At 68.1% G+C, this 26380-nt stretch carries 24 protein-coding genes; 14 read left to right on the top strand and 10 right to left on the bottom strand.

Annotated elements, in window-relative coordinates:
* Window positions 1–69: 69 nt before the first annotated feature.
* The gene (locus tag ACFU5M_RS15535; protein WP_379049147.1) at window positions 70–1536 is read right to left on the bottom strand and encodes an MFS transporter; all 1467 of its coding nucleotides are present in this window, start codon (window positions 1534–1536) and stop codon (window positions 70–72) included.
* An 85-nt stretch (window positions 1537–1621) separates the two neighbouring features.
* On the opposite strand from ACFU5M_RS15535, the gene ACFU5M_RS15530 reads away from it, so the two are divergent.
* Window positions 1622–2050: a MarR family winged helix-turn-helix transcriptional regulator gene (locus tag ACFU5M_RS15530; RefSeq protein ID WP_379049145.1), complete on the top strand. Its 429-nt coding sequence runs from the start codon at window positions 1622–1624 to the stop codon at window positions 2048–2050.
* Between the two features lie 22 nt (window positions 2051–2072).
* On the opposite strand, the gene ACFU5M_RS15525 is transcribed toward ACFU5M_RS15530, so the two are convergent.
* Both ACFU5M_RS15525 and ACFU5M_RS15520 read right to left on the bottom strand, forming a co-directional pair.
* Window positions 2073–2915 carry a helix-turn-helix domain-containing protein gene (locus ACFU5M_RS15525; RefSeq protein ID WP_379049143.1) on the bottom strand — a complete coding sequence of 281 codons (843 nt, stop codon included), beginning with the start codon at window positions 2913–2915 and terminating at the stop codon, window positions 2073–2075.
* Window positions 2916–3157: 242 nt separating this feature from the next.
* A complete protein-coding gene (locus ACFU5M_RS15520; RefSeq protein WP_379049142.1) occupies window positions 3158–3736 on the bottom strand; it encodes a DUF4282 domain-containing protein in 579 nt (192 codons plus the stop codon).
* A gap of 294 nt (window positions 3737–4030) precedes the next feature.
* Between ACFU5M_RS15520 and ACFU5M_RS15515 the strand changes: the two genes are divergently transcribed.
* From ACFU5M_RS15515 to ACFU5M_RS15505, 3 genes are all read left to right on the top strand, one after another.
* The gene (locus ACFU5M_RS15515) at window positions 4031–4549 is read left to right on the top strand and encodes a hypothetical protein (RefSeq protein ID WP_379049140.1); all 519 of its coding nucleotides are present in this window, start codon (window positions 4031–4033) and stop codon (window positions 4547–4549) included.
* Window positions 4550–4738: 189 nt separating this feature from the next.
* Complete coding sequence (locus tag ACFU5M_RS15510) at window positions 4739–6925, top strand: molybdopterin-dependent oxidoreductase (RefSeq protein ID WP_379049138.1); 2187 nt, start codon at window positions 4739–4741, stop codon at window positions 6923–6925.
* Between the two features lie 231 nt (window positions 6926–7156).
* Entirely contained in the window at window positions 7157–7789 is a 633-nt protein-coding gene (locus tag ACFU5M_RS15505) for a pyridoxamine 5'-phosphate oxidase family protein (RefSeq protein WP_379049136.1), read from the top strand.
* On the opposite strand, the gene ACFU5M_RS15500 is transcribed toward ACFU5M_RS15505, so the two are convergent.
* From ACFU5M_RS15500 to ACFU5M_RS15490, 3 genes are read right to left on the bottom strand one after another with little or no spacing between them, the layout of a single operon-like run.
* Window positions 7776–8624, bottom strand: a complete 849-nt coding sequence (locus ACFU5M_RS15500) for an SAM-dependent methyltransferase (RefSeq protein WP_379049134.1) — start codon at window positions 8622–8624, stop codon at window positions 7776–7778. The genes ACFU5M_RS15505 and ACFU5M_RS15500 overlap by 14 nt on opposite strands.
* Before the next feature lie 8 nt (window positions 8625–8632).
* A complete protein-coding gene (locus tag ACFU5M_RS15495; protein ID WP_379049132.1) occupies window positions 8633–8842 on the bottom strand; it encodes a hypothetical protein in 210 nt (69 codons plus the stop codon).
* Window positions 8842–9360, bottom strand: a complete 519-nt coding sequence (locus ACFU5M_RS15490; protein WP_379049130.1) for a DNA-directed RNA polymerase subunit beta — start codon at window positions 9358–9360, stop codon at window positions 8842–8844. Before ACFU5M_RS15490 ends, ACFU5M_RS15495 begins: the two co-directional genes overlap by 1 nt.
* Window positions 9361–9656: 296 nt before the next feature.
* On the opposite strand from ACFU5M_RS15490, the gene ACFU5M_RS15485 reads away from it, so the two are divergent.
* The gene (locus tag ACFU5M_RS15485) at window positions 9657–10547 is read left to right on the top strand and encodes a helix-turn-helix domain-containing protein (RefSeq protein WP_379049128.1); all 891 of its coding nucleotides are present in this window, start codon (window positions 9657–9659) and stop codon (window positions 10545–10547) included.
* On the top strand, window positions 10544–10750 hold the full coding sequence (locus ACFU5M_RS15480; protein WP_379049126.1) for a DUF397 domain-containing protein: 207 nt from the start codon (window positions 10544–10546) through the stop codon (window positions 10748–10750). Before ACFU5M_RS15485 ends, ACFU5M_RS15480 begins: the two co-directional genes overlap by 4 nt.
* A gap of 356 nt (window positions 10751–11106) precedes the next feature.
* Here ACFU5M_RS15480 and ACFU5M_RS15475 read toward each other — a convergent pair whose 3' ends face one another.
* Window positions 11107–11646, bottom strand: coding sequence for a DUF1109 domain-containing protein (locus tag ACFU5M_RS15475; protein WP_379049124.1), 540 nt, complete (start codon window positions 11644–11646; stop codon window positions 11107–11109).
* 258 nt (window positions 11647–11904) lie between these two features.
* Window positions 11905–12816 (bottom strand): AraC family transcriptional regulator, encoded by a 912-nt coding sequence (locus tag ACFU5M_RS15470; protein ID WP_379049123.1) that lies wholly within the window; start codon window positions 12814–12816, stop codon window positions 11905–11907.
* Window positions 12817–13056: 240 nt separating this feature from the next.
* Here ACFU5M_RS15470 and ACFU5M_RS15465 point away from each other — a divergent pair, with 240 nt between their 5' ends.
* Window positions 13057–13884 (top strand): alpha/beta fold hydrolase, encoded by an 828-nt coding sequence (locus tag ACFU5M_RS15465; protein ID WP_379049121.1) that lies wholly within the window; start codon window positions 13057–13059, stop codon window positions 13882–13884.
* Here ACFU5M_RS15465 and ACFU5M_RS15460 read toward each other — a convergent pair whose 3' ends face one another.
* Window positions 13885–14340, bottom strand: a complete 456-nt coding sequence (locus ACFU5M_RS15460) for a GtrA family protein (RefSeq protein ID WP_379049119.1) — start codon at window positions 14338–14340, stop codon at window positions 13885–13887. It abuts the gene before it with no gap.
* 118 nt (window positions 14341–14458) lie between these two features.
* Here ACFU5M_RS15460 and ACFU5M_RS15455 point away from each other — a divergent pair, with 118 nt between their 5' ends.
* The 5 genes from ACFU5M_RS15455 (at window position 14459) to ACFU5M_RS15435 (ending at window position 24447) form a co-directional block, all read left to right on the top strand.
* Window positions 14459–15946, top strand: a complete 1488-nt coding sequence (locus ACFU5M_RS15455) for an FAD-binding protein (RefSeq protein ID WP_379049117.1) — start codon at window positions 14459–14461, stop codon at window positions 15944–15946.
* Window positions 15943–16704 carry a decaprenylphospho-beta-D-erythro-pentofuranosid-2-ulose 2-reductase gene (locus ACFU5M_RS15450; protein ID WP_379049115.1) on the top strand — a complete coding sequence of 254 codons (762 nt, stop codon included), beginning with the start codon at window positions 15943–15945 and terminating at the stop codon, window positions 16702–16704. The genes ACFU5M_RS15455 and ACFU5M_RS15450 overlap by 4 nt, the downstream gene beginning before the upstream one ends.
* Before the next feature lie 210 nt (window positions 16705–16914).
* The gene (locus ACFU5M_RS15445) at window positions 16915–18870 is read left to right on the top strand and encodes a galactan 5-O-arabinofuranosyltransferase (protein WP_379049232.1); all 1956 of its coding nucleotides are present in this window, start codon (window positions 16915–16917) and stop codon (window positions 18868–18870) included.
* A gap of 406 nt (window positions 18871–19276) precedes the next feature.
* Window positions 19277–21088, top strand: coding sequence for a glycosyl transferase (locus tag ACFU5M_RS15440; RefSeq protein WP_379049230.1), 1812 nt, complete (start codon window positions 19277–19279; stop codon window positions 21086–21088).
* A gap of 11 nt (window positions 21089–21099) precedes the next feature.
* The gene (locus ACFU5M_RS15435) at window positions 21100–24447 is read left to right on the top strand and encodes an arabinosyltransferase domain-containing protein (protein WP_379049114.1); all 3348 of its coding nucleotides are present in this window, start codon (window positions 21100–21102) and stop codon (window positions 24445–24447) included.
* 200 nt (window positions 24448–24647) lie between these two features.
* Here the strand turns inward: ACFU5M_RS15435 and ACFU5M_RS15430 are convergent, their stop codons facing one another.
* Window positions 24648–25580, bottom strand: coding sequence for an NADP-dependent oxidoreductase (locus ACFU5M_RS15430; protein ID WP_379049112.1), 933 nt, complete (start codon window positions 25578–25580; stop codon window positions 24648–24650).
* A gap of 99 nt (window positions 25581–25679) precedes the next feature.
* On the opposite strand from ACFU5M_RS15430, the gene ACFU5M_RS15425 reads away from it, so the two are divergent.
* A complete protein-coding gene (locus ACFU5M_RS15425) occupies window positions 25680–26081 on the top strand; it encodes a winged helix-turn-helix transcriptional regulator (protein ID WP_379049110.1) in 402 nt (133 codons plus the stop codon).
* Between the two features lie 85 nt (window positions 26082–26166).
* Window positions 26167–26325 (top strand): hypothetical protein, encoded by a 159-nt coding sequence (locus ACFU5M_RS15420; RefSeq protein ID WP_168434190.1) that lies wholly within the window; start codon window positions 26167–26169, stop codon window positions 26323–26325.
* The last annotated feature ends 55 nt before the right edge of the window (window positions 26326–26380 follow it).

Genomic DNA, 26380 nt, shown 5'->3' with positions numbered 1-26380 from the left:
GAACAGCCGTATAACGCCGAGCGCCGCCACCCCGGGCGGGGTGACGGCGCGATGCGGCCGGTACGGCGGTCAGGCCACGAGTTCCAGTTCCTTCGACTCGTCCACCGCCCGCTCCTGGCCGCGGAACCGCGGCACGAAGGTCAGCAGGGCGACGAGCGCGCCGACGATGGACACCCCCGCGGCGAACTCCAGACCCGGACGGTAGGTGTCGAGCATCCCGGCGGCCGAGATGTCGGCATGCGCGCCGGAGGCGATGATCGCCGTGGTCACCGCGAGCACGATTGCCGCGCCGACCTGCATGGAGGTTTGCAGCACGCCGGCCGCCAGACCCTGCTCCTCGTCATCGATGCCGTTGGTGGCCTGGATGTTGATGGCCGGGAAGCCGACCCACCCGATGCCGATGAGCAGCACTGCGGGCAGCAGCATCGTCAGGTAGGAGGGGGCGGTGTCCAGCCGCAGGAACAGCAGGTAACCGACGGCCATCACGACCATGGTCACCGCGATCACCGGCCCGGTGCCGAAACGATCCACGAGCTTGTCGGAGAAGAAGGCCGACAGCACGACCAGCAGACCGACCGGCAGCAGCGCCATGGACAGCTTCAGCGGGGACCAGTCGAGGGTGTCCTGCATGTACAAGGTCACGATGAACTGCCAGCTGAAGTAGGAACCCGCCACCGCGACGATCGCGAGACTGGCGCGGACCAGCGAGGACTTGCGCAGAATCCCGAGGCGGACCAGCGGGTAGCGCACCCGCTTCTCCACCGCGACGAACCCGGCGAACAGTGCGACGACCGCGACGAACGAGCCGATGGTGCGCGCCGAAGCCCAGCCGGCTTCCGGCGCGGCCACCACGGTGTAGACCAGCAGCAGCATGGCGGCGGTGGACAGCAGCGCCCCCAGCAGGTCGTGTCCGCCTTCCTCGGCGGGCTTGTCCTTGGGCACCAGCAGGTACGCCGAGACCAGCGCGGCGAGCGCGATCGGCACCGGGAGCAAGAAGGTCCAGCGCCATCCGACGCCGGTCATCAAGCCGCCGAAGAGCAGACCCATCGAGTAGCCGCCCGCGCCGAACACCGTGTAGATGGACAACGCCTTGTTCCGGGCGGGGCCCTCGGCGAAGTTGGTGGTGATGATGGACAAGCCGGTCGGCGCGGTGAACGCGGCGGCCAGGCCCTTGACGAACCGGGTGAGGATCAGCAGCGGACCGGAGCTCACCAGACCGCCGGCCAGCGACGCGACCGCGAAGACCGCGAGCGCGATCAGGAAGATCTTGCGGCGTCCGAGCAGGTCCGCGGTGCGGCCGCCGAGCAGCAGCAGCCCGCCGTAGCCGAGCACATAGCCGCTGACCAGCCATTGCAAGGTCGAGGTGGACAGATCGAGCTCCGCACCGATGGACGGCAGGGCGACACCGATCATCGAAACGTCGAGGCCGTCGAGGAACAACACGATGCACAGCGTGATCAGCATGCCCCAGAGCCGGGCTGACCATCTGGCCGGATCAGCCGCCTGAGCGGCCGAGAGCGTCGCTGGTGAAGTCATGCGGGGAACATTACATGCGCGTGCATTAAATGCCAACACATTTAATGCCATTGCATACACTTGCCGCTCCCACTAAGATGGGGCCATGTCGAAGCCGACCACCGTGAGCACAGTCCGGCGCGCCCTCGCGCCGGCCGGTCTGGTTGGAGAGTGGCGCGAACTGCTCGACCGGCACGCGGCGGTGAGTTGCGCACTCGAGAAGGCGCTGCAGAACGGGCATCAGATCGGGCTCAGCGAATTCGAGACGCTGGACCGGCTGGTGGATGCGAACTGCGGCGACTACCGCATGAGCGACCTGGCCAACGACATCTACCTCAGTCAGAGCGCGCTGTCGCGGGCCGTGGCCCGGCTGGAGCGCGACGGCCTCGTCCAGCGCACCATGTGCGCGCAAGACCGCCGCGCCGTGTTCGTCTGCCTCACCGAGAAGGGACGCGAGGTCTACCAGCAGGCCCTGCCCACCCATCGGGCGGTCTTGAACGACACCTGGGACTTGCCGGGACCGCCGAAGTGCTGATCAGCGCCGGATAGAGCTGGGGTCAGAGCGATTTCCGGGCGTCTTCGATGCGTGCGCGCGCGTCGACCGCCGCAGCCTCGATGCTCGCGAATGCCGCTCGGAACCGCGTGATCTCGTGATCCTTGTCCACGTAGACCGGTCCGGTGAACGCCTCCAGGTAGACCACCGGCGGTTCGGGCGGCTCGCCGGAGCGCACCTCGGGGAACTCCAGCAGCACGAACCGGCCCGACGTCATGCCGTCGTGATAGCCGCAATCCGTGGGCACCAGCCGGATCCGGACGTTCGGCAACTCGGCCATGCGCAGCAGGTGGTCGAGCTGCCCGGCAGCCACCTCCGGGTCGCCGATGCGCCGTCGCAGGACCGTCTCGTCGAGCACCGCGTCCAGCCGCAGCGGCGCGTCGGTGCGGGTGACCAGTGCCTGCCTGGCCTGGCGTAACCGCAACCTGCGGTCGATCTCGTCGGCGGACAACTCCGGGTGCGCCGCAGTGAACAGCGCGCGGGTGTAGCCCTCGGTCTGCAGCAGTCCGGGGACGAGTTCGTTCTCGTAGGTACACAGCCGGGCGGCCGCCTCTTCCAGCCCGATGTAGACGTCGAAGCCCTCCGGGATCACGTCACCGTAGGCGGTCCACCAGCCCTTGGCCTTCGTGTCACGCGCCAGCGCGCGCAGCGGTTCGAGCAGGTCGGGCGATGCGCCGTAGACCTTGCACATCGCCTCGACATCGAGACCGCGCAGCGAGGTCTGGCCGGTCTCGATCCGCCAGATCTTCGCCTCCGACCACTCCAGCTGCTGCGCGGCCACCCGCGTGGTCATCCCGGCGCGGGTGCGCAGGTCGCGCAAGTGCCTGCCGAGCTGCCGTCGCGGCATGGTCGATCCGGTCGTTTGTTGTGGTAAAGCCATGCTTCCCCCCTGTATCGCGGTACACCGCCCGCACCGTGCACCCTGCGCGGTCTGCGGTGCGGCGCGCCCTCTCCGGAGACCCGTGGTGGATATGCCGGGTATCCGAACAGCATTGTTCACAGTGAAACTCGCAGCGGTCACGCCGCGCGTCTCAGCCAGGCCGATGGCTTCAGCGAGTCAAACCACTTCCGCATGCCGTGCTTTCGTCCTCACCTGCGCGGGTTGCGCTTGCGAAAGCGCCAGAACTGCACCGCCCGAACGTCTTCGGACAACTGATTGACCGGCTCGGCCACGTCCGACAACGCCTGGAACAGGTCGTCGGCCAGCTCGCTGATGTGCTCCACCCGTGTCGCCAGGCGTTCGGCGTTCACCAGGAACTCGAGCATCAGGCGGACGGCGGCCGCGATGGTCAGGCCGAGCGGGACGCCGAGCAGCGCGGCGAGCACGCCGAGCACCGCCGACACCCGCCACGCCGAAACCGTCAGCGTGATGGGCACGGCGAAGGCGAACACCAGCCCCAGGATGTAGGCCAGCGGCAAGAGCGTGCGGGTGGCCGCGCGGTGGAACTGCACGTCGAGCAGGGCGCGAGCGGCGGCGGCGCTCCATTGCGCGAACGCACGGGGGCTGCGGAACGGTTCGGCGGGCTGCTCTTCGTCGGAGGCGGCCCCGGACAATCGCTGGGCCGCCGATTCCTTCCACGTGATCCAGCGCGACTCGGCCTCGTACTCCTCGGCGTCCGCGGTTTCGCGGTCCGCGGGCGCGCCGGTGCCGTGCGGTTCGTCACTCATGCCGAGAATCCTTCCTGCCCGGGGCGGGCGGATCCAGCCGGAAACGCACACCACCGGTATGTTTTCGCACCCGCAACACCCAGCGGGGCCATCCACAGCGACCTCACAGCTCCGGCGCAGTGAGTGGCCAGGTCCGGGGTCGAAAGTAGCTGCGTGGCAACCATGGCGAGCCAACTCGGGATGCCCGGGCGGGACACGGACGAACCTCTCGGAAATGAGACGTAGGCGACACTCCGGAAATTTTCTCGGAGAACCCGTAACGCCCGTGGCGGCCCCCGCCGATACGACCCATGAATGCAGGACCCAGAGATCTACCGGGGAATGGAGAAGACAGTGCGCACCACGTTTCCGACTTCCGTCACGGCGGCCGAGCTGACCGCCGCTGCGCAGGACTACAACCAGCGCGGGTGGACGGTCGCCGAAACGGCCAACGGTCTGAGCCTGATCACCGACGACGATCTGTCCGGTATCGAGGTCACCGGCGAACTGGCCGGCGAGGTCCGCCGCTTCCTGCGCGCGAACAACCTGTCCGGCGCCGTGATCGAGATCCCCGGCCCGGAGCGTCGCGAGATCCACCTGGTCACCGGCGTACGCAAGGCCGCGATGGCGCTGGAGGCGCTGCGCGAGGCCGGAGCCACCGTGTACACCGACGGCGCGGGCATCCCGCTGCCGCCCACCCAGCTCTCGGCCGGTTCGGCCTGCTGGGGCGTCGCACCCGCCGAGGCCCGCTGGGTGCCGCCGGTCGTCGCGATCGCCGCGGCCGTGCGCGCTGCCACCGCTTCGCGCCGCGCCAAGCTGACCGTCGCCTGCTGAGCAACGTCTCCCTGATCGAGTTCACCCGCTGATCGCGGGCCGGGGCCGCGCTACCCGGCCTGTTTGCGACCGGTATCCGTCCTGACGCTCCGGTTCCCCACCCCGGAGCGCCGCCGGGTACCGGTCGTTTGGCGTTGCCGATATCGAGCGTTCTCTTTTCAGTTCCACCGCTGGACGACAAGATGGGGTATGGCCCCGATCACGCAATCGCGCAATCTGCTGCGGACCTGCCCACTCTGTGAGGCGGTCTGCGGCCTGGACATCACCCTGGATCCCGACGACCACGTGATCTCGGTCCGCGGCGACCGCAACGATCCCTTCAGCAAGGGCTTCATCTGCCCCAAGGGAGCCAGCTTCGGTCATCTCGACGAGGACCCGGACCGGGTGACCGAGCCGCTGATCCGTGATCGCGCGACCGACACCTGGCGCACCGCGACCTGGGACGAAGCTTTCGATTACATCGCCGAGCGGTTCCCCGCCGTCGTGGCCGAGCACGGGAACCAGTCGGCCGCGGCCTACTTGGGCAACCCGAACGCGCACACCGTGGCGGGCACGTTGTACGTTCCGATGCTGCTGCGCGCGCTGGGCACCAAGAACATCTTCTCGGCCAGCACCGCCGACCAGATGCCCAAGCAGGTGGCCAGTGGGCTGATGTTCGGCGACCCGCTGACCGTTCCGGTTCCCGACCTGGACCGCACCGATTATCTGCTGATGCTGGGTGCCAATCCGCTGGAATCGAACGGGTCGCTGTGCACCGCACCGGATTTCCCGGGCAGGCTGAAGGCGCTGCGCGGCAGGGGTGGCCGCTTCGTCGTGGTCGACCCGCGGGTTACCCGCACCGCGAAACTCGCCGACGAGCACCTGTTCATCCGGCCGGGCAGCGATGCCTACCTGCTGTTCGGCATCGTGCACACGCTGTTCGCCGAGCAATTGACCGATCTGCGCGTCGAAGTCACCGGGCTGGACGAATTGCGCACGACCGCCGCCGAGTTCGACCCGGAGACGGTCGCGGCCCGCACCGGCGTACCCGCGTCCACGATCGTGCGGCTCGCCCGCGAGCTCGCGGCGGCGCCGACCGCCGCGGTGTACGCCCGCATCGGCACCTGCACCGCGGAATTCGGCACCATCACGCAATGGCTGGTCGAGGCGATCAACGCGCTTACCGGCAACCTCGACTCCCCCGGCGGCGCGATGTTCGCCACCGCTGCCGCCGGCGGCATCCCCCGGACCAGGCCGTTTCGCGCCGGGCGCTGGACCAGCCGGGTCCGCGAGCTACCCGAGGCGATGGGCGAGCTACCCGTCGCGACGCTCGCCGACGAGATCACCACGCCGGGCGATGGGCAGATTCGCGCCGTGGTGACGGTCGCGGGCAACCCCGTGCTGTCCGCGCCGAGCGGCGCGCGCCTGGACGAGGCGTTCGCCCAGCTCGACTTCATGGTGAGCGTGGACCGCTACGTGAACGAGACCACCAGGCACGCCGACGTGATCCTGCCTCCCCCGCGTCCCACCCAGTCCCCACACTACGATTTCGCGCTGCTGCAATTCGCCGTGCGCAACTACACCCGGTACTCGCGGCCGCTGGTGCCGCTGGGTGACCGGCCCTCCGAGCCCGCCGTCCTGGCACGTCTGGCCGCCGCGCTCACCGGCAGGCCGCACAACGGCTCCGACGGGGTCGATCCGCTCACCGCCATGGACGAGCTCGTCATCGCGGGCCTGCTACACAAGGCCGGGCTCGCGGAGCGGCGCGGCGACCTGATCGGCGAGAACAGCACCGAGCAGCGCATCGACCTGATGCTGCGCCTCGGGCCGTACGGCGAATGGAACGGCGGCACGCTCAATCTGCGAGTGCTGCTGGACAACCCGCACGGCATCGACCTCGGCCCGTTGCAGCCGCGTCTGCCGGGCGTCCTGCGGACGGCGAGCGGCCGCGTGGATCTGGCCCCGCAGCCCTTGCTCGACGACGTGGCGCGGATGCGGGCTCGCCTGGCCGACGAGGCGCCGGAGATCGTGCTGATCGGGCGGCGGCAGCTGCGGTCCAACAACAGCTGGATGCACAACATCGCGCCGCTGGTGAGCGGGTCGAATCGCTGCACACTGCACATCAATCCGGCCGACGTGGCACGGCTGGGGCTCGGCGATCAAGCGGTGGTCAAGTCGGCCGCCGGGACACTGACCGTTCCGCTGGAGCCGACCGAGGCCATCATGCCCGGCGTGGTGAGCCTGCCGCACGGCTGGGGCCACGCCGACAGCGGGCAGACCGTTGCCCGCGCGCACGCGGGTGTCAACGCCAATGTGCTCACCGATGATTCGGTGGTCGACGCGCCCTCCGGCAACGCCGTGTTCAACGGGGTTCCGGTCACGCTGACCCCGGCCTGACACACCGCGAACCACTCCCGCAAATGCCGACCGGCCGGAAACAGTTCCGGCCGGTCGGCTTTTGGCTAATCGCCCGAAATGCTTGGTAAGTACGAAAATCGGCAGGATTTTCGATACCGATTTCCACGTTTTACCTAGCGATCCTCATCTAAAATCGACACGATCTCGGTACGACCGCGGTTCAATGTCGAGCCTGGTGGACCCCGGATTCCGGCGACCAGAGGGGCGGCGATGCCCGGCATGCACAGTGGTAGCAGCGGCGAGCGTGAGCTGCAGGAACGACACGGAACACAAGATCGAGCACAGCGCTTCTACGACGATCAGGTGCTCGACCGGCTCAACCCGGCGATGATCGATTTCATCGGCCGGATGGATATGGCGTTCATCGCGACGTCCGATAAAACCGGCGAATGCGACTCGAGTTTCCGTGCCGGACCGCCCGGTTTTCTGCACGTCATCGATGAACATACAATCGCCTATCCGGAATACCGTGGCAACGGCGTCATGGCCAGCCTCGGCAATATCCTGGAGAACCCGCACGTCGGGATACTGCTCCTCGATTTCGTGCGCGACCTGATCGGGCTGCACATCAACGGTTCGGCACACATCGTCGCCGACCTCGCCCTGCGCAACGTCGTGACCGACCTGCCGGTCAGCCACAAGGGCCGCGTAGCCGAACACTGGGTCGTGGTCCGCGTGGAAGAGGCCTATATCCATTGCCGCAAGCACATCCCGCATCTGGTCCCCGCCCCACGCGAACAGCGTGATTGGGGCACCGACAACGTGCGGGCCAAGGGCGGGGACTACTTCGGAGCGAAGGCGGAGAAGAACGAACTGGCCGAGTCGCTCGTCAGCGGGTCCTGAGGATCGGTATGCGGCCCAGCGCGCCCAGCATCAGTCGTTGCTCGACTGATCGCGGACGCAGCGCGGGCCCATAAGGCCACCAGTCGCCGAGCTCGACCAGACCGGGCCCGACAAGTTCCAGCCCGTCGAAGTAGGCGGCGATCTGTTCCCGGGTGCGAAACCAGCCTGAACCCAGCCCATCGACGAAACGGTGCTCGAGTTCGCGGGCGAGCCGGTGGGCGGCGGAATCGTCGGTGGGGTCGAGATAGTGACTGATCGCGAAGTAGGAACCCGGCGGCAGCATCTCGGCATACGCGCGGACGATTCCCGCCGGGCCGAGTTCATCGGGCACGTGGTGCAGGACGCCGGACAGGATGACTGTCATCGGGTGACCTGGCTCCAGGTGGCCGGTGATTTCCGGCAGCAGGCTACGCGGTCGCGTCAGATCGCCTTGCACGTAACGGACGCCCGCATGCCGCTCGAGCAGGGCGCGGCCGTGAGTGCAGCAGAGCGGATCGTTGTCCACGTAGACCACCCGCGCTTCCCTGTTGTACTGGTGCGCGATCTCGTGAATGTTCGTGACGGCGGGCAGTCCGGCCCCGAGGTCGACTATCTGGTCGATACCCACATCGCCGACGAGGTGGCGCACGACGCGATCCAGCCAAAGTCGTGTCATCGACGAAACTTCGCGCATGCGAGGTGCGACCTGAAGGATGTCGTGGAAGAAACGCCGGTCGACTTCATAGTTGTCTTTGCCGCCGAGGCTGTAGTCGTGGACCCGGGCGATGCTGGGGCGCGTGGGGTCCGGCCCGACCGGCGCGCACGCACCGGGGACGGGCGGAAGGTCCCCTGGCATACGGCGGCTCACGCCGACGCCCGGTGCGCGGAGACCAACGGGCAGGTGGTCGGCAGTGTCTGCGCCTGCATCCATGCCACGGTGCCCGTGACCGTCGCCGGACGAGGTTCGCAACACGGGACTTCCCGGCCGATGCGGCCTTCCAGAACCGCCATGGCGACCAGGAAGTTCGCCATGAACCACAGCACGGCTCCAGCGATGATGACGCTCGCGACCATCACCCGTCCACCTCGGTGATACCGGATGGCCGGTCACCATCGCGCGTCCGACGACGGGACATTTGATCGGCCCAGGCGCGAATCGCCTTCACCACGGCGACGCCCGACGGTCGAAAAGCACTGGCGGGCGGCTCGATCCACTGACGGATCGCCCCCGCCGACGCGGTGGGTGACGGCAACGCGATCGCCGCCCCGGCACGAGCGACGGACACATCCAGCCGAAACAGCTCTGCGAACAGCCGCATGTCATCGACCTCCCCGAGATCGGGCCGAATCAAGAACGTCCACCTGCCGGAGCGTGGATGACCGATGATCGGCCCGACCGAATTCCCCTGTCCGTGCAGGTGCGCCCGCACCGCCTGACCCAGCCGCGCGGGCATCGTGATGCCCCACACGCTGCCCGCGTGCACGACGATCCGTCCCAGTCCGGGCGGGTCGATGACAGCGGGTAGACCGCATGCGCGCCGGTAGAACTGGCACCGCGAGACCGGTGTGTCCTCGAACGGCTCATGGTCCATCTCGAAAGCCCCCTACTCGGATCGAAAGTTGTGTGAAGTGCAGCGGCTCCGGACGTTTAGACGTCAGGGACGCCCGTGGCCTGGAAGAGCGCAAACGTGTGATGGCAGAGCGACTCTCGTTGCCCGTTGCGCTCTCAGTACACATCAAGTTTGGGGATATGGACCGTCCATCGCGGACATCTCATCAACTACACTGGACGTCCAACGCGGGCCGTTCCACCACGATCCGACCCATCGTTCCTCGGCCCACCAGAACTCGGTCCAGTACGGGCCATACCGGATAGCGAGGCTAAGGAATGGCAGGTTCTACGCTCCCACGACGCGCACTTGGGAGGTTGCTCCGCGAACTACGTAACAGCGCCGGAAAGAGCCAACTGGCCGCAGGACTGGCTATCGAGGTCTCCAAGCAGACGATCGGCAGGGTTGAAGACGGTCGGCCAGCCAGAATCAGCACGGCACAGTTTCGCGATCTGCTGGACTTCTATGAGGCCGACGAAGCCGCTCGAACCGAACTTCTCGGTCTCCTCAAGGAAGTCAAGGCCAGCAAGGGCGACCCGACGAGCGGCTGGTGGCGCGCATACGCCGACGTTGTGAATCCGCACTTCGATCACTTCATGAGCCTCGAGCAGGCATGCCGTCGAATGACGAGCTTCCATCTCACACTGCTGCCCGGCTTGCTCCAGACTCCGGCGTATCGCAGATGGCTTGTAGAGACAGTCGACCCGGCGATGTCAGCTGTCGATGTGGAGCGAAGGCTCGAGTTGGCCGCGCGGAGACAGCGCAGGCTGAGAGAAGATCCCGACTTCTCACTTGAAGTGCTGCTTTCGGAATCAGCGCTGCGGCATCAAGTCGGCGGACCGAACGTAATGGGCGAGCAGTCACGGCATCTCGCTGAGATCGGGAACCTACCCAACGTCTCCCTTCGGGTGATCCCCTTCGACGCCGGAGGCCACCTCGGGCTAGTAGTCCAATCGTTCACCCTTTTCGACTTCCCACCACTGCAGGCCAGTCGAATGAACGAACCACCTGTCGTCTTCGTAGAAGGCTTCACGGGGGCGTTGTTCCTGGAAGACGATAACGTGATCGAGCGCCACAGGACGACAGTGGCGAACCTCCGCCAGGTAGCGTTGAGCGAGAATGACACCAGAGTCCTGGTGCAGGAGATTGCAGAGGAGTATGCCGCGTGACTAGGGACTTGTCCGGGGCGAATTGGTTCAAGAGCAGTCGCAGCCAACCGAGCGGCGACTGCGTGGAGGTCGCTCATCTCGGCGGCGGCATGGTGGGGGTACGCGACTCGAAGAACCCGACCGGTCCCGCACTGGTGTTCACCCCCGGCGAATGGGACGCCTTCACCGCAGGCATCACGGATGGCGAATTCCACCGGCGCTGACCACATCGGCCGGCATGGCCCGGCCCCCTGATTCGAAATGTCAGGAGCCGGGCCGATTCCGTGTCGGGTGCCCGGTCGGAAGAACAAGCGATGGGTAGGCCTCGACGCCGAACCACGCGATTACCTCGATCTCGCCGCCGCGCTCCTCGACGTACTGGCGAATCGTCTCGATCTCGGAGTACTCGATGCCGCCGTGCTCGATCGTCGCGACCGTCCGCTGACCTACTCCGCTCTACTTGCCGAGTGCGGTCTGGTTCAGACGACGAGCCTCTCGCGGCTCGACCAACCGATACGCGCGCGCTCCACAGCACGCATTCTCCCGCAGGCTGCAATGGCATGGCTCGCCGCCCGCACCCTCAGTCGATGGCGAAGACGAACGAATACCAGTGCCCGGACAGCTTTTCGAACCGACGAGCCCCGCTCCCCACCGGCTCGGCGCTCGGCGAGTAGACCCAGCCGTGGACAGTCGAGCCCACGAACCCATCGGCGTCGTAGAAGTACACGGAACCATCGGACTGGCGCTGCGCCGAACTGATCTCGAGCCCACCGAAGTTCAGATCTCGGCGGGTACTCGGCCCGGTCTCGCGCAGCATCTCGACCGCGACTTCTTCCATCTCCGGACGTGCGGCGTCGAAGCCATCGGGCCGAAAGATCAACCCCGCGACCAGCCCTGCGAGCACAACCACCGGCACCGCGGCGACCTTCCAGGACCACCGATGCTCTCTGCCGACCAGATACAGCGTCTTGATCGCCCACACCAGCAGGGAAAGACCCAGCAGAATCCCGCCGGCCACAAAACCGACGAGCCGATCCGGTCCGGTCGGGTCACCGACGAACGGCGCCCAGTCGAGATGGACGCACAAGAGAACCGCGACACCGAAGACTGTTCCCGCCAAGACCGCGCCCCCCGGCGCGGTGGCAATGCCCTGTCCACCCTCGGTATGCCCATCAAGCGCACGGGATGTCTCGATCGGAGCCTCCTCGTCTCGACGACCGTCCCAACGCCCGATCCGCGCTCGACGATGCCCTCGGCCGAACTCTACCGGCGGTCGGCCCTCGGTACCGAGGGCCGGACGTGAGAGGCAATAACTCGGCGGCGACCACTGTGGTCATCGGGTTGGAGATACGCGTTCAGTCGGCCGCATGACGTCCGCTCAGCGCGGTCGTACTTCCTGGGGAGTCACCCCGAACCGCGTTTTGAACGCGGCTCCGAAGGTGCTGAGCGAGCGGAAACCGCTGGCGTACGCGATGTCGGCGACGGTGCGGTCGCGTGGGGCTTCGCGGAGGCGGCGGTGCGCGCGGTCGAGGCGTTCGGCGCGGATCAGGTCGCTCGGTGTCGTACCGGTGTGGTGCAAGGCCAGTTGGATCTGGCGCAGTGACCAGCCGAGGCTTCGCGCGATCGCGGTGGGCGTCAGGCTCGGGTCGTCGGCGTGGCGGCGGACGTGATCGCGGACCGCGGCGTCCACCGTGGCCAGCACGGTGGGTGCCGCGTCGCGGCGGCGCAGGCAGAGGCCGAGTAGATCGACGATCGTGGCACAGGCGGAAGCGAACTCGGGACCGTCGACGGCCGCGCGCTGCTTGCCGAGTTCGGTGATCATGCCTGTGACAACCGATCCCAAGCCCTCCCGCAGGTCGATGAGTGCGGGTCCCGCGCCGAGCTCGAGGGGCAACGCGCCCGCCGGGACGTTCAACACCCAGCCGCGCGCGGCCATGGGCTGGCGGAATTCCACGGGACGGGTCTTGGTGACCACCGCCCCGTGCCCCGGGACCACCTGGGCGGCGATGTCGTCCTGCCGAAGATGCAATGCGCCCGCGACCGGGATCATCATCCGCAGGCTCTCATCGCCGTCGTGCCGGATGTCCGCACGGGTTCTGGCGTAGACGATGCTGTCGGACCAGAAATCGATCAGCTGATAGCCCGCGTATCGCTGCACGGCCGTAGCGCCACGGAACGACGCCGGACTGGCGAAGCGGCACTGCAACGTGCCCTGGTTACGACAGACGTGCTCGGCCCAGAAGTCGGCCGACTCGCGGGGCAGGACTGCGCCCGTATCGACTCGTTCCACGCGATAAGGCTCGGCGATCGACACGAGCATCCTCCAGACCGGCGTGCGCGCTTCCGTCAGACCCGTGCACGGATCAGGTCGAGCGCGCATGGGTCCACGCCTAGCGTGAGAGTCCGATAGTACAGATCACAGCCCAGAACATCGGAGCGTCGCAACCGGCGGCGGGACCCGTTCGACGTGGCGGGAAGACGACCCGGCCGGGCACCGGCCCGCCGCTCACCGCGAGGAATGAGCACTGTCATGGACCGCAGGCATATCCACATACAGACTCGGCTCGGGTTGCTGCACGTCGTGCTGACCGGCAGCGGCCATCCGATCGTGATGTGGCCGAGCCTTCTGATGGACGCCGCCCTCTGGGACGCGCAGGTCGCTCACTTCGCACGGAATTTCCTGACCATCGCGGTGGACCCGCCCGGCCACGGCGGGTCCAGTCGTCTCGAGCGGCCCTTCACCTTCGACGAGTGCGCGGGCTGTGTGGTCGACATCCTCGATCAGCTCGGCTTGCCTCGGACGCATTTCATCGGGAACTCCTGGGGCGCGATGATCGGCGGCACCCTCGCCGCCGAATTCCCTGATCGCGTCGAGTCCGCCGTTCTGATGAACGGCACGGCGTCATCGGCACCGCTCGGTCAGCGGCTGCAGTACCGGACGTTGCTGATGGTGATCCGGATCCTCGGCGGGATTCGCCCACCACTCACCAGATCGGTGGTTCGCGCGTTTCTCGGCCCGACAACCGAACGCACCCGCCCGCAGGTGGTCCGGCAGGTCGTCGACGTGGCGCGTCGCAATGATCCGGCATCGGTCGCTCACGCCGTGCGATCGGTGGTGATCGACCGCCCGGACCAACGAGGCCGATTCGCCTCGATCACCTGTCCCACACTGATCGTCGGAGGCCGCGAGGATCGCACGTTCCCCGTGCCCGAACTCGAGGTCATGGCGAAGTCCATCCCCGGCGCGGAACTCGTGGTCGCGGACGGTGCCGCACACCTCGCGGCAGCGGAGATCCCCGACGAAGTCAATCGATTGGTGGAGACCTTTCTGACTTACCGCGGCGCAACGAGCGAGTAGTCAGCGGATCCTGAAGATCACCAAGCGCTGGACGAGGAAGTTGATGACGGTCGCGGTGCCCTGGGCGATGACGAAGGCCAGCGGCTGGCGCCACCACTCGCCGGGGAGGGTGAAGTAGAACAGGTTGTTGATGCCGACCTGGACCGCGAAGGTCACCGCGTAGAGCGCGACGACCGCGAGGAAGCGGACGCGGCTGGGCGGGGCCTGGAAAGTCCAGCGTCGATTGATCAGGTAGGCGGTTGTGGTGCCCGCCACGAAACCGATCGACTTGGCGACGATGACCGGCAGGCCCACCAGGTTGAGCAGCAGGCTGTAGAGCCCGTAGTCGACGACGGCCGAGAACCCGCCGGTGAGGGTGAAGCGGATGATCTGCGTCTTGAGGTCGACCTCGGTGCCACCGGGCTCGTCGACCAGCGGCAACTCTGCCGGGAGCGGCAGGTGGGGTTCGGCTTGCACGCCGACGAGCGTAGCGCCGAACCGGTGATGACCGGGATTCGGTGCCGACCCGACGTGTACGTCACTACCCATGGGTAGAGCGACCCCGTCCCGATCTGGCGTCATACCTGTAGCCTCTATGCCGATGTCCACGAAAGCTCCGACCGCCACCAAGACAACCGGGAACGACAAGGGTGCCGGCGTCACGAACGACGGCCCGGCCGCGGGGAACGCGTTCGAACTTCCGACGCGCACCCGTACGTTGACCGGGTGGGGTCGCACCGCACCCACCTCTTCCGAAGTGCTCTCGACCAGCGATCCCGAACTGATCGCCAAGGCAGTCGCCATGGTCGCCGAGGACAACGACGGCAAGCCCGCCCACCTGCGGCGCGGCGTGATCGCCCGCGGCCTCGGCCGCTCCTACGGCGACCACGCGCAAAACGCGGGCGGCCTGGTCGTCGACATGACCGCGCTGAACAACATCCACCGGATCGACCGCGACACCCGCATCGTGGACGTGGACGGCGGCGTCAGCCTGGACCAGCTCATGAAGGCCGCGCTACCGTTCGGGCTGTGGGTGCCGGTGCTACCGGGCACCCGCCAGGTGACCATCGGGGGCGCGATCGCCTCCGACATCCACGGCAAGAACCACCACAGCGAGGGCAGCTTCGGCAACCACGTGCGCTCGATCGATCTGCTCACCGCCGATGGCCAGGTGCAGCACATCACACCGAAGCGCAACGCCAAGTTGTTCTGGGCCACCGTCGGCGGCAACGGGCTCACCGGCATCATCCTGCGGGCGACCATCGAGATGGTGCCCACGGAGTCGGCCTACTTCCTCAACGACGGCGTGAAGACCACGACCCTCGACGAGACCATCGCCGCGCACAGCGACGGCAGCGAGTCGAACTACACCTACTCGAGCGCCTGGTTCGACGTGATCAGCCCGCTGCCCAAACTGGGCCGCGCCACGATCACCCGTGGCAGGTTGGCGAAGGTCGACGAGCTGCCCAAGCGGCTGCGCAGCAAGCCGCTGAAGTTCGACGCGCCGCAGCTGATGACCGTCCCGGACATCTTCCCGAACTGGACGATGAACAAGCTCACGCTGATGTCCATCGGCGAGGCGTACTACCGGATGGGCGGCAACTACACCGGCAAGGTGCAGAACCTGACGCAGTTCTATCACCCGCTGGACATGATCGCGGAGTGGAACCGCGGCTACGGCTCCAACGGCTTCCTCCAGTACCAGTTCGTGGTGCCGACCGAGGCGGTCGAGGAGTTCAAGCGGATCATCATCGACATCCAGGCGTCCGGGCACTACTCGGCGCTGAACGTGTTCAAGCTGTTCGGCCCGGGCAACCAGGCCCCGCTGAGCTTCCCGATGCCGGGCTGGAACATCTGCGTCGACTTCCCGATCAAGCCGGGCCTCAACGAGCTGGTCGGCGAGCTGGACCGGCGAGTGCTCGAGTTCGGCGGGCGGCTGTACACCGCGAAGGACTCGCGGACCACCGCCGAGACCTTCCACAAGATGTATCCCCGGATCGACGAGTGGATCAAGGTCCGCCGCAGCGTCGACCCCACAGGCGTGTTCATGTCCGATATGGCGAGAAGGCTGGAGCTGCAGTGATCAATGCCGTTGGCAACCCGCAGTCGATTCTGCTGCTGGGTGGCACCTCGGAGATCGGCTTGGCAATCTGCGCGGAGTACCTGAAGAAGGGGCCCGCGCGCATCACCCTCGCGGCACTGCCCGGCGATCCGCTGCGGGAGGGCGCGGTCGCCCAACTGAAGGCCGCGGGCGCGAGCCAGGTCGACGTCATCGACTTCGACGCGCTCGACACCGACAGCCACCCCAAAGTGATCGACGCCGCGTGGGACGCCGGTGACGTGGACGTCGCGATCGTCGCCTTCGCCCTCGACGGCGATCCCGAAGAGCTGTGGCAGAACCAAGCCAAGGCCGTGCGGGTCGCCCAGATCAACTACACCGCCTCCGTTTCCGTCGGCGTGCTGGTAGGCGAGAAGATGAAAGCGCAGGGCTTCGGACGAATCATCGCGATGTCGTCGGTCGCCGGTGAGCGGGTGCGACGCTCGAACTTCGTCTACGGGTCGACCAAAGCCGGCCTGGACGGGTTCTACCTCGGGCTCGGCGAAGCACTGCGGCCGCACGGCCCGCGCGTGCTGGTGATCCGGCCCGGCATGGTGCGGACCAACTTCTCGGCGCATGTCAAAGAGGCGCCGCTCACCGTCGACAAGGAAGATGTCGCGGCACTGGCGGTGGCCGCCTCACAGCGGGGGAAGGAACTGGTCTGGGCGCCGGGTGCCTTCCGCTACGTGATGATGGTGCTGCGACACGTCCCGCGCGCGATCTTCCGCAGACTGCCGATCTGATTCTCGGCGAACGATTCGGTGCCCGCGTGATCGGTGATCGCGCGGGCACCTATCGTCTGACGGAGTGGACCCTGTGAAACCGGGAGGCGCCATGCGAGTAACCCAGTGCGACGAGCGCGGAGCGGTCCGTTGAGCACAGTGACCGCGACGGACGAAGCGCCGCCGCGCCCCGCCGATCCGGCCCCCGCGCCCGGGCGGAGGTCGCTCGCGGTGCGGCAGATCGCCTCCGGCGTCGGCGAGGCCGCGCTCGCGGCGGTCGTCGCAGCGGCGGTGGCCGCCGTCGGGCTCGTCGCGTTCTCGCTGGTGCAGTGGCCCGCCTTCAATGCCTCGAACGTGACGCGGGCGCTGACCACGGTCGGGCAGGTCGGCGCCGCGGTCATGCTCGCGATCGCGATCGCGCTGCTGCGGCTGCGCAAGTGGCCCTTGGTCGCGAAACTGCTGTCCTGGGCTGGTCTTTCGACGTTCGTCACGTTCACGCTCGGCATGCCGCTGGCGGCGACGAAACTGTATCTGTTCGGCGTCTCGGTGGATCAGGAGTTCCGCACCGAGTTCCTCACCCGGCTCACCGATTCCGCCGCGCTGCGCGACATGACGTACGCGGATCTGCCGTCCTTCTATCCCGCCGGCTGGTTCTGGATCGGCGGCCGGGTCGCGAATCTGCTCGGGATGGACGGCTGGGAGGTGTTCAAGCCGTACTCGATCGGCTTCCTCGCGGTGGCCGCGGTCGTCGCGCTGGTGCTGTGGTCGAAGCTGATCCGCGCGGATTGGGCGGTGGGCGTCGCGGCGGCGAGCACGGCGGTCACCCTGGCCTACGCCGCGCCCGAGGCGTACAGCGCCGTCATCGTGCTGCTGCTCGCGCCCGCGCTCGTGCTCGCTTGGGGAGCGCTCTATCGACCCCTGGAAGACGTGAAGGCCGACGACATCGAGCATCGGACTGCCGGTGGGTGGGGCGCGGTCGTCGGCACCGGGCTGTTCCTGGGCTGGGCGGCCACGTTCTACACCCTCTACTTCCTCGTGGCTGCCTTCGCGGTCGCCCTGATGGGTCTGCTGGCGGCGTTGGCCGCGGTGCGCGCGCAGCGTGCCGCCGACCATCCACGTCGCGCTCGCGCCTCGACAGGCTCGACCCGCCCCGCTTGGCGCGCGGCGGTGCCGTCGCTTCTCCGGCTGGTGGTGATCGCGGTGATCGCCGGACTTGTCGCGCTCGTCGTGTGGGGGCCGTACCTGGCGAAGGCGCTGCGCACCGCGACGGCGAACTCGGGGACCGCCCAGCACTACCTGCCGGAAGCGGGAGCCGAGCTGCCCCTGCCGATGTTCCAGTTCTCCCTGCTCGGCGCGCTGTGCTTGATCGGCACCATATGGCTGGTGCTGCGTGGAGCGTCGTCGCGGAGGGCGCAGGCGCTGGGTATCGGGGTGGCGGCGATCTACCTGTGGACGCTGCTGTCCATGGTGGCGACCGCCGCGGGCACCACGCTGCTGTCGTTCCGCCTGGAGCCGGTGCTGCTGGTGTTGCTCTCCGTCGCGGGCGCGTTCGGGTTCGTGGAGGGCGCGCGGGCGATCTACCAGGCGTTGAACGAGCCCGCCCGGTTCCGCCTCGTGGCGATCGCCGTCGCGACGATCGGCGCGCTGGCCTTCGCCCAGGACATCCCGCACGTCCTGACTCCGGAGATCACCACCGCCTACACCGACACCGACGGCGACGGCAATCGAGCCGATCAACGAGGTGTTTCGGCGGTCTCGCACTATGACGAGATAGACGCGGCGCTCACCGCGCAGACCGGGCGGCCCCGCTCGGACACGGTGGTCCTCACCGCCGACACCAGCTTCCTTTCCTTCTACCCCTACTTCGGCTTCCAAGCGCTCACCTCGCACTACGCCAACCCGCTCGCCGACTTCGCAGGCCGGGCGGCGACCATCGAGCGCTGGAGCGAACTGAAGACGTCGCAGGAATTGCTCGACGCAATGGCGGCGACCCCGTGGCGCGCACCGGACGCGTTCCTGTTCCGGCGCAGTGGAGGCACTTACACCTTGCGGCTGGCGAAGGACGTTTATCCGAACGATCCGAACGTGGCGCGCTACTCGGTGAGCTTCCCCAAGGAACTGTTCGCCGACTCGCGTTTCACCACCACCGATATCGGGCCGTTCACGCTGGTCACGGTCCACCGCTGACCCATGCGGCGGAATCGCCGCGGTGGAACACGCACGGATCGCAGCCGCACGCTCGCCACTGGCCACCACGGACCAGTGCCCCCGATTCGCTGCGGTGGAACACGCACGGACCGCAGTCGCACGCTCGCCACTGTCCAGTGCCCCGATCCTGCGGTGGAACAGGCGCGGATCCGGGGCCGTCCGCGCTTGTCACCGTCCCTCGCGGACCGGCTTCCCGGATTGCTGCGGTTGAACTCGCGCAGAGTGGATACCCCTTTCGTTTGTCGGTCCACGCACAGCGTGGTTGGTACGGGAGGGGCTGTCGAGGAGTGATGCGCGGGTGACACGGGCACAGGACGTCGAGACCGACCTATCAGCGGAATCGACGCCGGTCGCGGTCGCGCCGAAAGAAGCGACGGCGGCAGGAGTGCTCACCGGCCCCGCGCGCGCCCGGTGGTTTCCCCGCGTTCGAGCCGGTGGCACCGACCTGCTCGTCGGCCTCGGCTACCTGGCGCTCGCCGCAGCCGTGCTGTCGGGTCAGTGGCGCAACACCGACAGCGGGTACCTGATCAAGAGCGGTCAGGACCAGACGATGTGGGAGTGGTTCTTCGCCGTTACCGCGCACTCGGTGGCGAACCTGCGGAACCCGCTCGGCACCGACCTGCAGAACTTTCCGGCCGGGGTGAACATGATGGCCAACACGGCCATGTTCGGCGTCGGCGTGCCGCTGACGCCGGTCACCTTGCTCTTCGGGCCCACCGTCACATTCGTGCTCGTGCTCACCTTCGGCTTGGCCGGGACGGCGTTCGCCTGGTTCCGCCTGTTCTCCCGCGAGCTCGTCCGATCGCGAGTCGCGGCGGTGATCGGCGGCCTGTTCTGCGGTTTCGCGCCAGGGATGATCTCGCATGCCAATGCGCACCCGAATTTCGTCGTGTTGCTGTTGCTTCCGATCATCGCGGGCCGGCTGATCCGGATGACGCGGCGAGCAGCGGAACCGCGACGGCCGCGCGGGCGGGTGCGCGATGCGGTCATCCTGGGCCTTTTGGTCGCCATGCAGATCGCGCTCGGCGAGGAACCGCTGTTGATCTTCGCCCTCGCGTTCGGGCTGTTCGCGCTCGTCTACTACCTGCATGCTCCGCGCGCGGGGCTGCGGGTGGCACGGGCGATCGCGCCCACCCTCGTGCTGGGCGCGGTGATCACGCTGGCACTCGCCGAGATTCCGCTGTGGTGGCAGTTCTTCGGCCCGCAGAGCTATCGCTCGATCGACCACGGCCCGATGGGCAACGACCTCGAAGCGCTGGTGCAGTTCCCCTCCGAGTCGCTGGGTGGCGTGTTCGCTCCGGGCCGGAACGTAGCGATCAACCCGACCGAGCAGAACGCGTACTTCGGCTGGCCGCTGCTGCTCTTGGTGATGTTCACCGTGGGCCTGCTGTGGCGCGACCGGGTGGTGCGGGCCGCGGCGGTGGTGATCGCGGTCTTCGGCGTGCTGTCGCTGGGCGCGGTCGCGACGATCGGCAAGCGGCCGACCGGCATCGCGCTGCCGTGGCGCGGGGCCGAACACGTCCCGCTGCTGAACACCGTGCTGGAGAGCAGGCTCAGCATGGCCGCGATCCCGGCCATCGCGGTCGTGCTCACGCTGGCCTGCGAGCGGGCGGTGCGGACCTGGACGCAATCGGCGGTGGACTGGAAGCCGCTCGCGTGGTTCGGCGCGGTCGCCTGTGTACTGCTGCCGCTGGTCCCGACCATCCTGCCGGTGGTCGAACGGGCGCCGACGCCGGACTTCTTCGCCGACGGCACCGTGCGCCGCTACGTCGGCGACGGATCGGTGGTCCTGGTGCCGCCGCCCCGGCCGCCCGACGCGCGGGCGCTGCGTTGGCAGGCCGATGCCGATTTCAGCTTCCCGCTGGCGGGGGGATACTTCGTCGGCCCGACCGGTACGACGAAGAAAGGGATCTACGGCCCCGAGGCCCGTCCGACCACCGCGCTGCTGGTGCAGGCGCAGGACAGCGGGGTGGTGCCGCGAATCGACGCCGACGTGCGCGCCCGCGCGATGGATGATCTGCGATTCTGGCGCGCCGACGTCCTGGTACTGCCCGCGACGAGGAACGGCGAAGTGCTGCGAGAAACGGTCACCCAGCTGCTCGGGTTCACGCCGACGCGGGTCGATGACGTCTGGCTGTGGGACGTTCATACGCTGCGTGCGTCGGGGGCAGTCGGAATCACACCGGGCGGTAGCTAGCATCAACCACCGTGCGACCGGACCGATCTTCTCGAGCGTTCACCCGTATCCGCTGGATCGCCCTGCTCTCCGGGCTTCTCGGATTCCTGCTGGCGTTGCTGACCCCGATCCTGCCGGTGCGGCAGGATCGGGCGAGCGTGGACTGGCCCCAGCCGGGCGCCGCGAGCGTGGCGGCGCCGCTGGTGTCCTACGAACCGCTGCGGTTACACGCGACGCTGCCCTGCTCGCTGACCCGCGAGCTCGGAGCGGCGGGCACTGTGCTGTCCACCGTCCCGGTGGCCTCCGGTCAGGCGGCGACCAAAGGTCTGGTGGTCTCGGTCGCCGACGGCGTCCTCTCGGTCGTGCTGCGCGACATCCCGCTACTGTCGGCGCCGCTGGCGGAGGTCGGGACCTGCGCGACGATCGGCATCGAGTCGAACGCCGCCGCGACGACCGTCGAACTCACCGGCGTGACTCGCCAGGACGGCACGCCGTTCCGGACAACGATCGGCCGCGACGTCCGGCCGCAACTGGTCGGCTTGTTCACCGATCTGGATGCAGGCCGGCTCGCCGGAGCGCAGGTGCACGCGGACATCGACTCGCGTTTCTCCTCCACACCGACGCCGCTGAAGCTGGCCGCCATGCTCGCCGCCGCTGTGTTCACGCTGATCGCACTCGTCGCACTGCATCTGCTGGACACGACCGACGGGCGCAAGGCGCGGCGGTTCCTGCCCGCGCACTGGTGGCGCGTCACCCCGGCGGACGGCGTCGTGCTGGGCACCCTGGCGCTGTGGCACGTCATCGGGGCGAATACCTCCGACGACGGCTACATCCTCAACATGGCGCGTGCCTCCGAGCACGCGGGCTATATGGCGAACTACTACCGCTGGTTCGCGGTCCCCGAGGCCCCGTTCGGCTGGTCCTACGAGGTGCTGGCCTGGATGGCCCGGATCTCCGACGCGAGCCTGTGGATGCGACTGCCCACGCTGCTGGCGGGGATCATCTGCTGGCTGGTGATCAGCCGTGAGGTGCTGCCACGCCTCGGCGCCCGAGTGCGCCGCGACAAGGTGGCGCTGTGGACGGCGGGGCTGGTATTCCTCGCGTTCTGGCTCCCCTACGACAACGGGCTGCGCCCCGAACCGCTGATCGCGGCGGGCGCGCTGCTCACCTGGTGCTCGATCGAACGCGCCATCGCGACCGGACGGTTGCTGCCCGCCGCGGTGGCCGTGCTGATCGCCGCGTTCTCCCTTGCGGCGGGTCCCACCGGCCTGATCTGCATCGCGGCGCTCATCGCCGGATCGCGGCCGGTGTTGCTGATCATCATCAAGCGCGCCCGCGGAGTGATCCCCGCCCGCACCGGGCCCGCCGCGGACGCGGCCGCCGCGGGTTCCGCCGAAGCCGCGGCAGCGGTGAACGCTCCTGCCACCGCGCGCGAGACCTCCCGTGCCGGCGCGGCCTTCCGGTTCGCCGCGCTGCTCGCCCCGGGCCTGGCCGCGGGAACGCTGGTGCTCGCGGTGATCTTCGCCGACCAGACTCTGGCGACGGTGCTGGAAGCCACCAGGGTCCGCACGATCGTCGGCCCGAACGTCGCGTGGTTCGACGAGCGCACCCGCTGGGATTCGCTGCTCATGCTCTCGCCGGACGGTTCACTGGCGCGGCGGTTCGGCGTGCTGGTGATGCTGCTGTGCCTGCTGGTCTGTGTCCTGCAAGTACTGCGTAAGGGCCGCATTCCGGGCACCTCGCGCGGTCCTTCGGTGCGCATTCTCGGCATCGTGTTCGCGTCGCTGTTCTTGATGATGTTCACCCCCACCAAGTGGACGCACCACTTCGGCGTGTACGCCGGACTGGCCGGATCGCTGGCCGCGCTCGCGGCGGTCGCGGTGGGCAGCAACGGTATTCGCTCGCCGCGCAACCGCGCGTTGTTCGCCGCCGCCGTGCTGTTCCTGCTCGCCGTGACCTTCACCGGCTCCAACGGGTGGTGGTACGTATCCAGCTACGGTGTCCCGTGGTGGGACAAGGCGCCGCTGATCGCGGGCAAGGGACTGTCAACATTGTTCCTCGGATTGAGCGGCCTCGCGTTGCTGGTCGCCGTCTGGCAGCACTACCGGGAGCCGTACCGGCGCGAGCGGCCCGCAGCGCCACGGCGTTTCGACCGGTGGGCCTCCGCGCCGCTCACCGTGGCCGCCGCGCTGCTCGTGGTATTCGAGGTCGCCTCGCTCGCCAAGGCGGCGGCCACGCAGTACCCCGCGTACTCGATCACCAAGTCGAACGTGGAATCGGTCGGCGGGGATTCGTGCGCGCTGGCGAACGAGGTGCTGGTGGAGTCCGACACCGCCGATGCACTGCTGCAACCTTTCACCGGATCGCCCGCGGACGGATTGGCCGCGCAAAACAAGGGATTCACCCCGAACGGGGTGGCGGGCGACCTCACGGCCGACGCCGAGGAAACGGTCTCCGGCGGCGCGAACTCGGTGGACAAGGATTCCGAGAACAAGACCAGCAAGACCACCGGGGCGGGCACCGGAGGTGGCACCACCGAACAGGCGGGCATCAACGGCAGCACCGTCGCGCTACCGTTCGGCCTGGACCCGGCGAAGACCCCGGTGCTGGGCAGCTACCAGGAGGGCGAGCAGCAGCAGGCGAAGCTGACCACCGAGTGGTACCGGCTCGACCTGACCGACAGCATGCGCCACGACCCGGCCTACCAGGTGCTCGCGATCACCGCGGCGGGCCGGATCCGGTCGGTGGACGCCGACGGCGTGCTCACCTACGGGCAGGAACTGCACTTGGAGTACGGCGTCCGCGGCGCGGACGGCGAGGTGCGCACGCTCGGCTCGATCGATCCGCTGGATATCGGCCCCGCGCCGTCCTGGCGCAACCTGCGGGTCCCGCTGGATCGGCTGCCAGGAGAAGTGAACGCGGTGCGGATGGTCGCGATCGACAACGACATCACACCCAAGCAGTGGCTGGCCCTCACCCCGCCCCGGCTGCCCAAGCTCGCCACCCTGAATTCCGTGGTCGGCTCGCAGGATCCGGTGCTGCTCGACTGGCACGTCGGCCTGGCCTTCCCGTGCCAGCGGCCGTTCGACCACAAGGACGGCGTCGGCGAGATCCCGCGCTGGCGCATCCTGCCCGACCGCGTCGGCTCCGACGCCTCCAACGCCTGGCAGGACGACATCGGCGGCGGCCCCCTCGGCTGGACCGGCCTACTGCTGAAGTCCCAAACGGTCCCCGCCTACCTCCACCACGACTGGACCCGCGACTGGGGCTCCCTCGAGCGCTTCACCCCTTACGCCCCCGACGCCACCCCCGCCACCATCCACATCACTCCCCAGACCCGCACCGGCCTCGACACCGACGACCCGATCCGCATCCGCTGAACCCGGTGGGGCGCGTTTTGACGTGCGCCCCACCGGGGTGTCGATCACGGGGTCGGCATCGAAGCGATCGTCAGGGCGATCACCGCCCCGAACTCGTTTCGAGCGATACGTCTACCGACCCCCGGTGGGTTGCGGCAGAACGGCCCGCCCGAACGTAAAAACACGGTGCGGTCATTCAGCCGTCCGCCGTCGGCCTTCGATCAAGGGATGAGGACCAGCCGCCCGCGCAGGCCACCTGCGGCTAGGCGCTTGTGGGCCGTATCGACGGCGACCAAGGGGAGGGTCTCGGCTACGCGGAGGGTGAGTTCGCCCGCGTCGACATGGGCGACGAGTTGGTCGAGTTGCCTGCGATCGGCGCGGACCAGCACCGTGCGGACGGCGGTGCCGCGCAATGGGATCGGCGTGTTCGGGACGCTGATCGACACGAACCGTCCGCCGCCGCGCACCGCCGCGAGCGTCTCGGGACCGAGCGCGGCCGCGTCCAGGGCAGCGTCGACCCCGCCGGAGATCAGGGTGCGGACGGCATCGGGCAGGGACGCTCGACGCGGAACGAAATCGGTGGCGCCCAGTGCGCGGATCACATCCTCGTCGGCGGGCGAGGCCGACGCGATCACTCGGATGCCGCGCGCGGCCGCGAGTTCGACGGCGAATCCGCCGACCGCGCCCGCGGCGCCGGTCACCAGCAGCGTGTCGGTGGACGCGAGATCCAGCGCGTCGAGGGCCTGGACCGCGGTGAGGCCGTTGAGCGGGATGGTGGCCGCCTGCACCGGGGACACGGAAACCGGAGCAGGCGCGACGTTTCCGGCTTCCAGGACCACATAATCGGCCTGCGCGCCGAGCGAGACGTCGAGCCGGTCGCTGATGCCGATCACCGCCTGCCCCACCGTGAACCCCGTGACGCCCGCGCCGAGCGCGTCCACCGTGCCCGCGACGTCCCAGCCGACGCCCCATTGGTCGCGCGGCGCGGCGAACGGCGTGCCGCCCACGCCCGCGCGCACCATCAGGTCCACCGGATTCACCGTCGCCGCCGCGACCGCGATCCGGATCGCGCCCGGACCCGGTTGCGGCGTCGGCACTTCCGCGATCTCCACCTCGGCTTCCGGTCCCGGCCGGCGGACCACAACTGCACGCATGACGTTCCTTCCTCTCGGCTGCCGACCAACTTACGAGGGTCTACTATCTGCTGGGTAGTAGTTACCCGAGAGTGCGTTAGAGGTGGCGAGGTACCCCCGATGGCGACGAAGACCGCGGCGCAGCGCCGTGAACTGGCGAAACTGCATTACGACGCGTACATCGCCGAGTGCCCCACCCGGCAACTGCTGGACCGGATCAGCGACAAATGGGTTAGCCTCGTGCTCGCTGCGCTCGCCGACGGCCCGCTGCGCTACGCCGAACTCAATCGGATCATCGCGGGCGTGAGCCCCAAAATGCTCACTCAGACGCTCCGCGGACTGGAGCGCGACGGCTTGGTGGAGCGGCGGATCACCGCGGCGGTACCGGTCCGGGTCGACTACGAACTCACTCCGCTCGGCCACAGCCTCCAGCCGGTCATGAGCGCCGTCAAAGCGTGGGCGGAGTCGCGCATGGACGACGTCATCGCCGCACGGGCGCGCTACGACGGCATCGCGCAATAAACCGGTTGTCCGGTCTGAAAATGTGCTCCCACCTGTGGCTAAACATCGCAAGACGAATCCAGTCGATGGCCTTAATCTGATTGCCATGACTACGGCATTCGATGAAATGGATCTGCGCGATCTTGTCGGACTGCTCAGCGAAGAGGAACAACGGGAGCTGCGGCCTGCGGTGCTGCGCGTGCTCGGCCGCCTCCCTTCGCAAGAGGTGCTCCGGCGCGAGCTCGGTCTTCGATTGAAGGTCTGAGCGCCCGGTTCGCACCGGCGAAACGGCAGGGCCGCCGCGCAGGGTTCACCTGCGC

Origin of the sequence: Nocardia sp. NPDC057455, assembly GCF_042802775.1 — a bacterium.
Lineage (GTDB): Bacteria > Actinomycetota > Actinomycetes > Mycobacteriales > Mycobacteriaceae > Nocardia.
Note: the sequence above shows the minus strand (reverse complement) of the source record. Positions and strands in the feature narration are given on the sequence as shown.

What these genes read in the sequence shown, in the direction of transcription:
- ACFU5M_RS15505 (WP_379049136.1), top strand. Translation starts at nt 7,157, where the DNA reads ATGCCCGGCATGCACAGTGGTAGCAGCGGCGAGCGTGAGCTGCAGGAA.
- ACFU5M_RS15430 (WP_379049112.1), bottom strand. Translation starts at nt 25,580, where the DNA reads ATGCGTGCAGTTGTGGTCCGCCGGCCGGGACCGGAAGCCGAGGTGGAG.
- ACFU5M_RS15425 (WP_379049110.1), top strand. Translation starts at nt 25,680, where the DNA reads ATGGCGACGAAGACCGCGGCGCAGCGCCGTGAACTGGCGAAACTGCAT.
- ACFU5M_RS15455 (WP_379049117.1), top strand. Translation starts at nt 14,459, where the DNA reads ATGCCGATGTCCACGAAAGCTCCGACCGCCACCAAGACAACCGGGAAC.
- ACFU5M_RS15500 (WP_379049134.1), bottom strand. Translation starts at nt 8,624, where the DNA reads ATGCCAGGGGACCTTCCGCCCGTCCCCGGTGCGTGCGCGCCGGTCGGG.
- ACFU5M_RS15490 (WP_379049130.1), bottom strand. Translation starts at nt 9,360, where the DNA reads ATGGACCATGAGCCGTTCGAGGACACACCGGTCTCGCGGTGCCAGTTC.
- ACFU5M_RS15485 (WP_379049128.1), top strand. Translation starts at nt 9,657, where the DNA reads ATGGCAGGTTCTACGCTCCCACGACGCGCACTTGGGAGGTTGCTCCGC.
- ACFU5M_RS15420 (WP_168434190.1), top strand. Translation starts at nt 26,167, where the DNA reads ATGACTACGGCATTCGATGAAATGGATCTGCGCGATCTTGTCGGACTG.
- ACFU5M_RS15515 (WP_379049140.1), top strand. Translation starts at nt 4,031, where the DNA reads ATGCAGGACCCAGAGATCTACCGGGGAATGGAGAAGACAGTGCGCACC.
- ACFU5M_RS15465 (WP_379049121.1), top strand. Translation starts at nt 13,057, where the DNA reads ATGGACCGCAGGCATATCCACATACAGACTCGGCTCGGGTTGCTGCAC.
- ACFU5M_RS15510 (WP_379049138.1), top strand. Translation starts at nt 4,739, where the DNA reads ATGGCCCCGATCACGCAATCGCGCAATCTGCTGCGGACCTGCCCACTC.
- ACFU5M_RS15535 (WP_379049147.1), bottom strand. Translation starts at nt 1,536, where the DNA reads ATGACTTCACCAGCGACGCTCTCGGCCGCTCAGGCGGCTGATCCGGCC.
- ACFU5M_RS15530 (WP_379049145.1), top strand. Translation starts at nt 1,622, where the DNA reads ATGTCGAAGCCGACCACCGTGAGCACAGTCCGGCGCGCCCTCGCGCCG.
- ACFU5M_RS15495 (WP_379049132.1), bottom strand. Translation starts at nt 8,842, where the DNA reads ATGGTCGCGAGCGTCATCATCGCTGGAGCCGTGCTGTGGTTCATGGCG.
- ACFU5M_RS15520 (WP_379049142.1), bottom strand. Translation starts at nt 3,736, where the DNA reads ATGAGTGACGAACCGCACGGCACCGGCGCGCCCGCGGACCGCGAAACC.
- ACFU5M_RS15525 (WP_379049143.1), bottom strand. Translation starts at nt 2,915, where the DNA reads ATGCCGCGACGGCAGCTCGGCAGGCACTTGCGCGACCTGCGCACCCGC.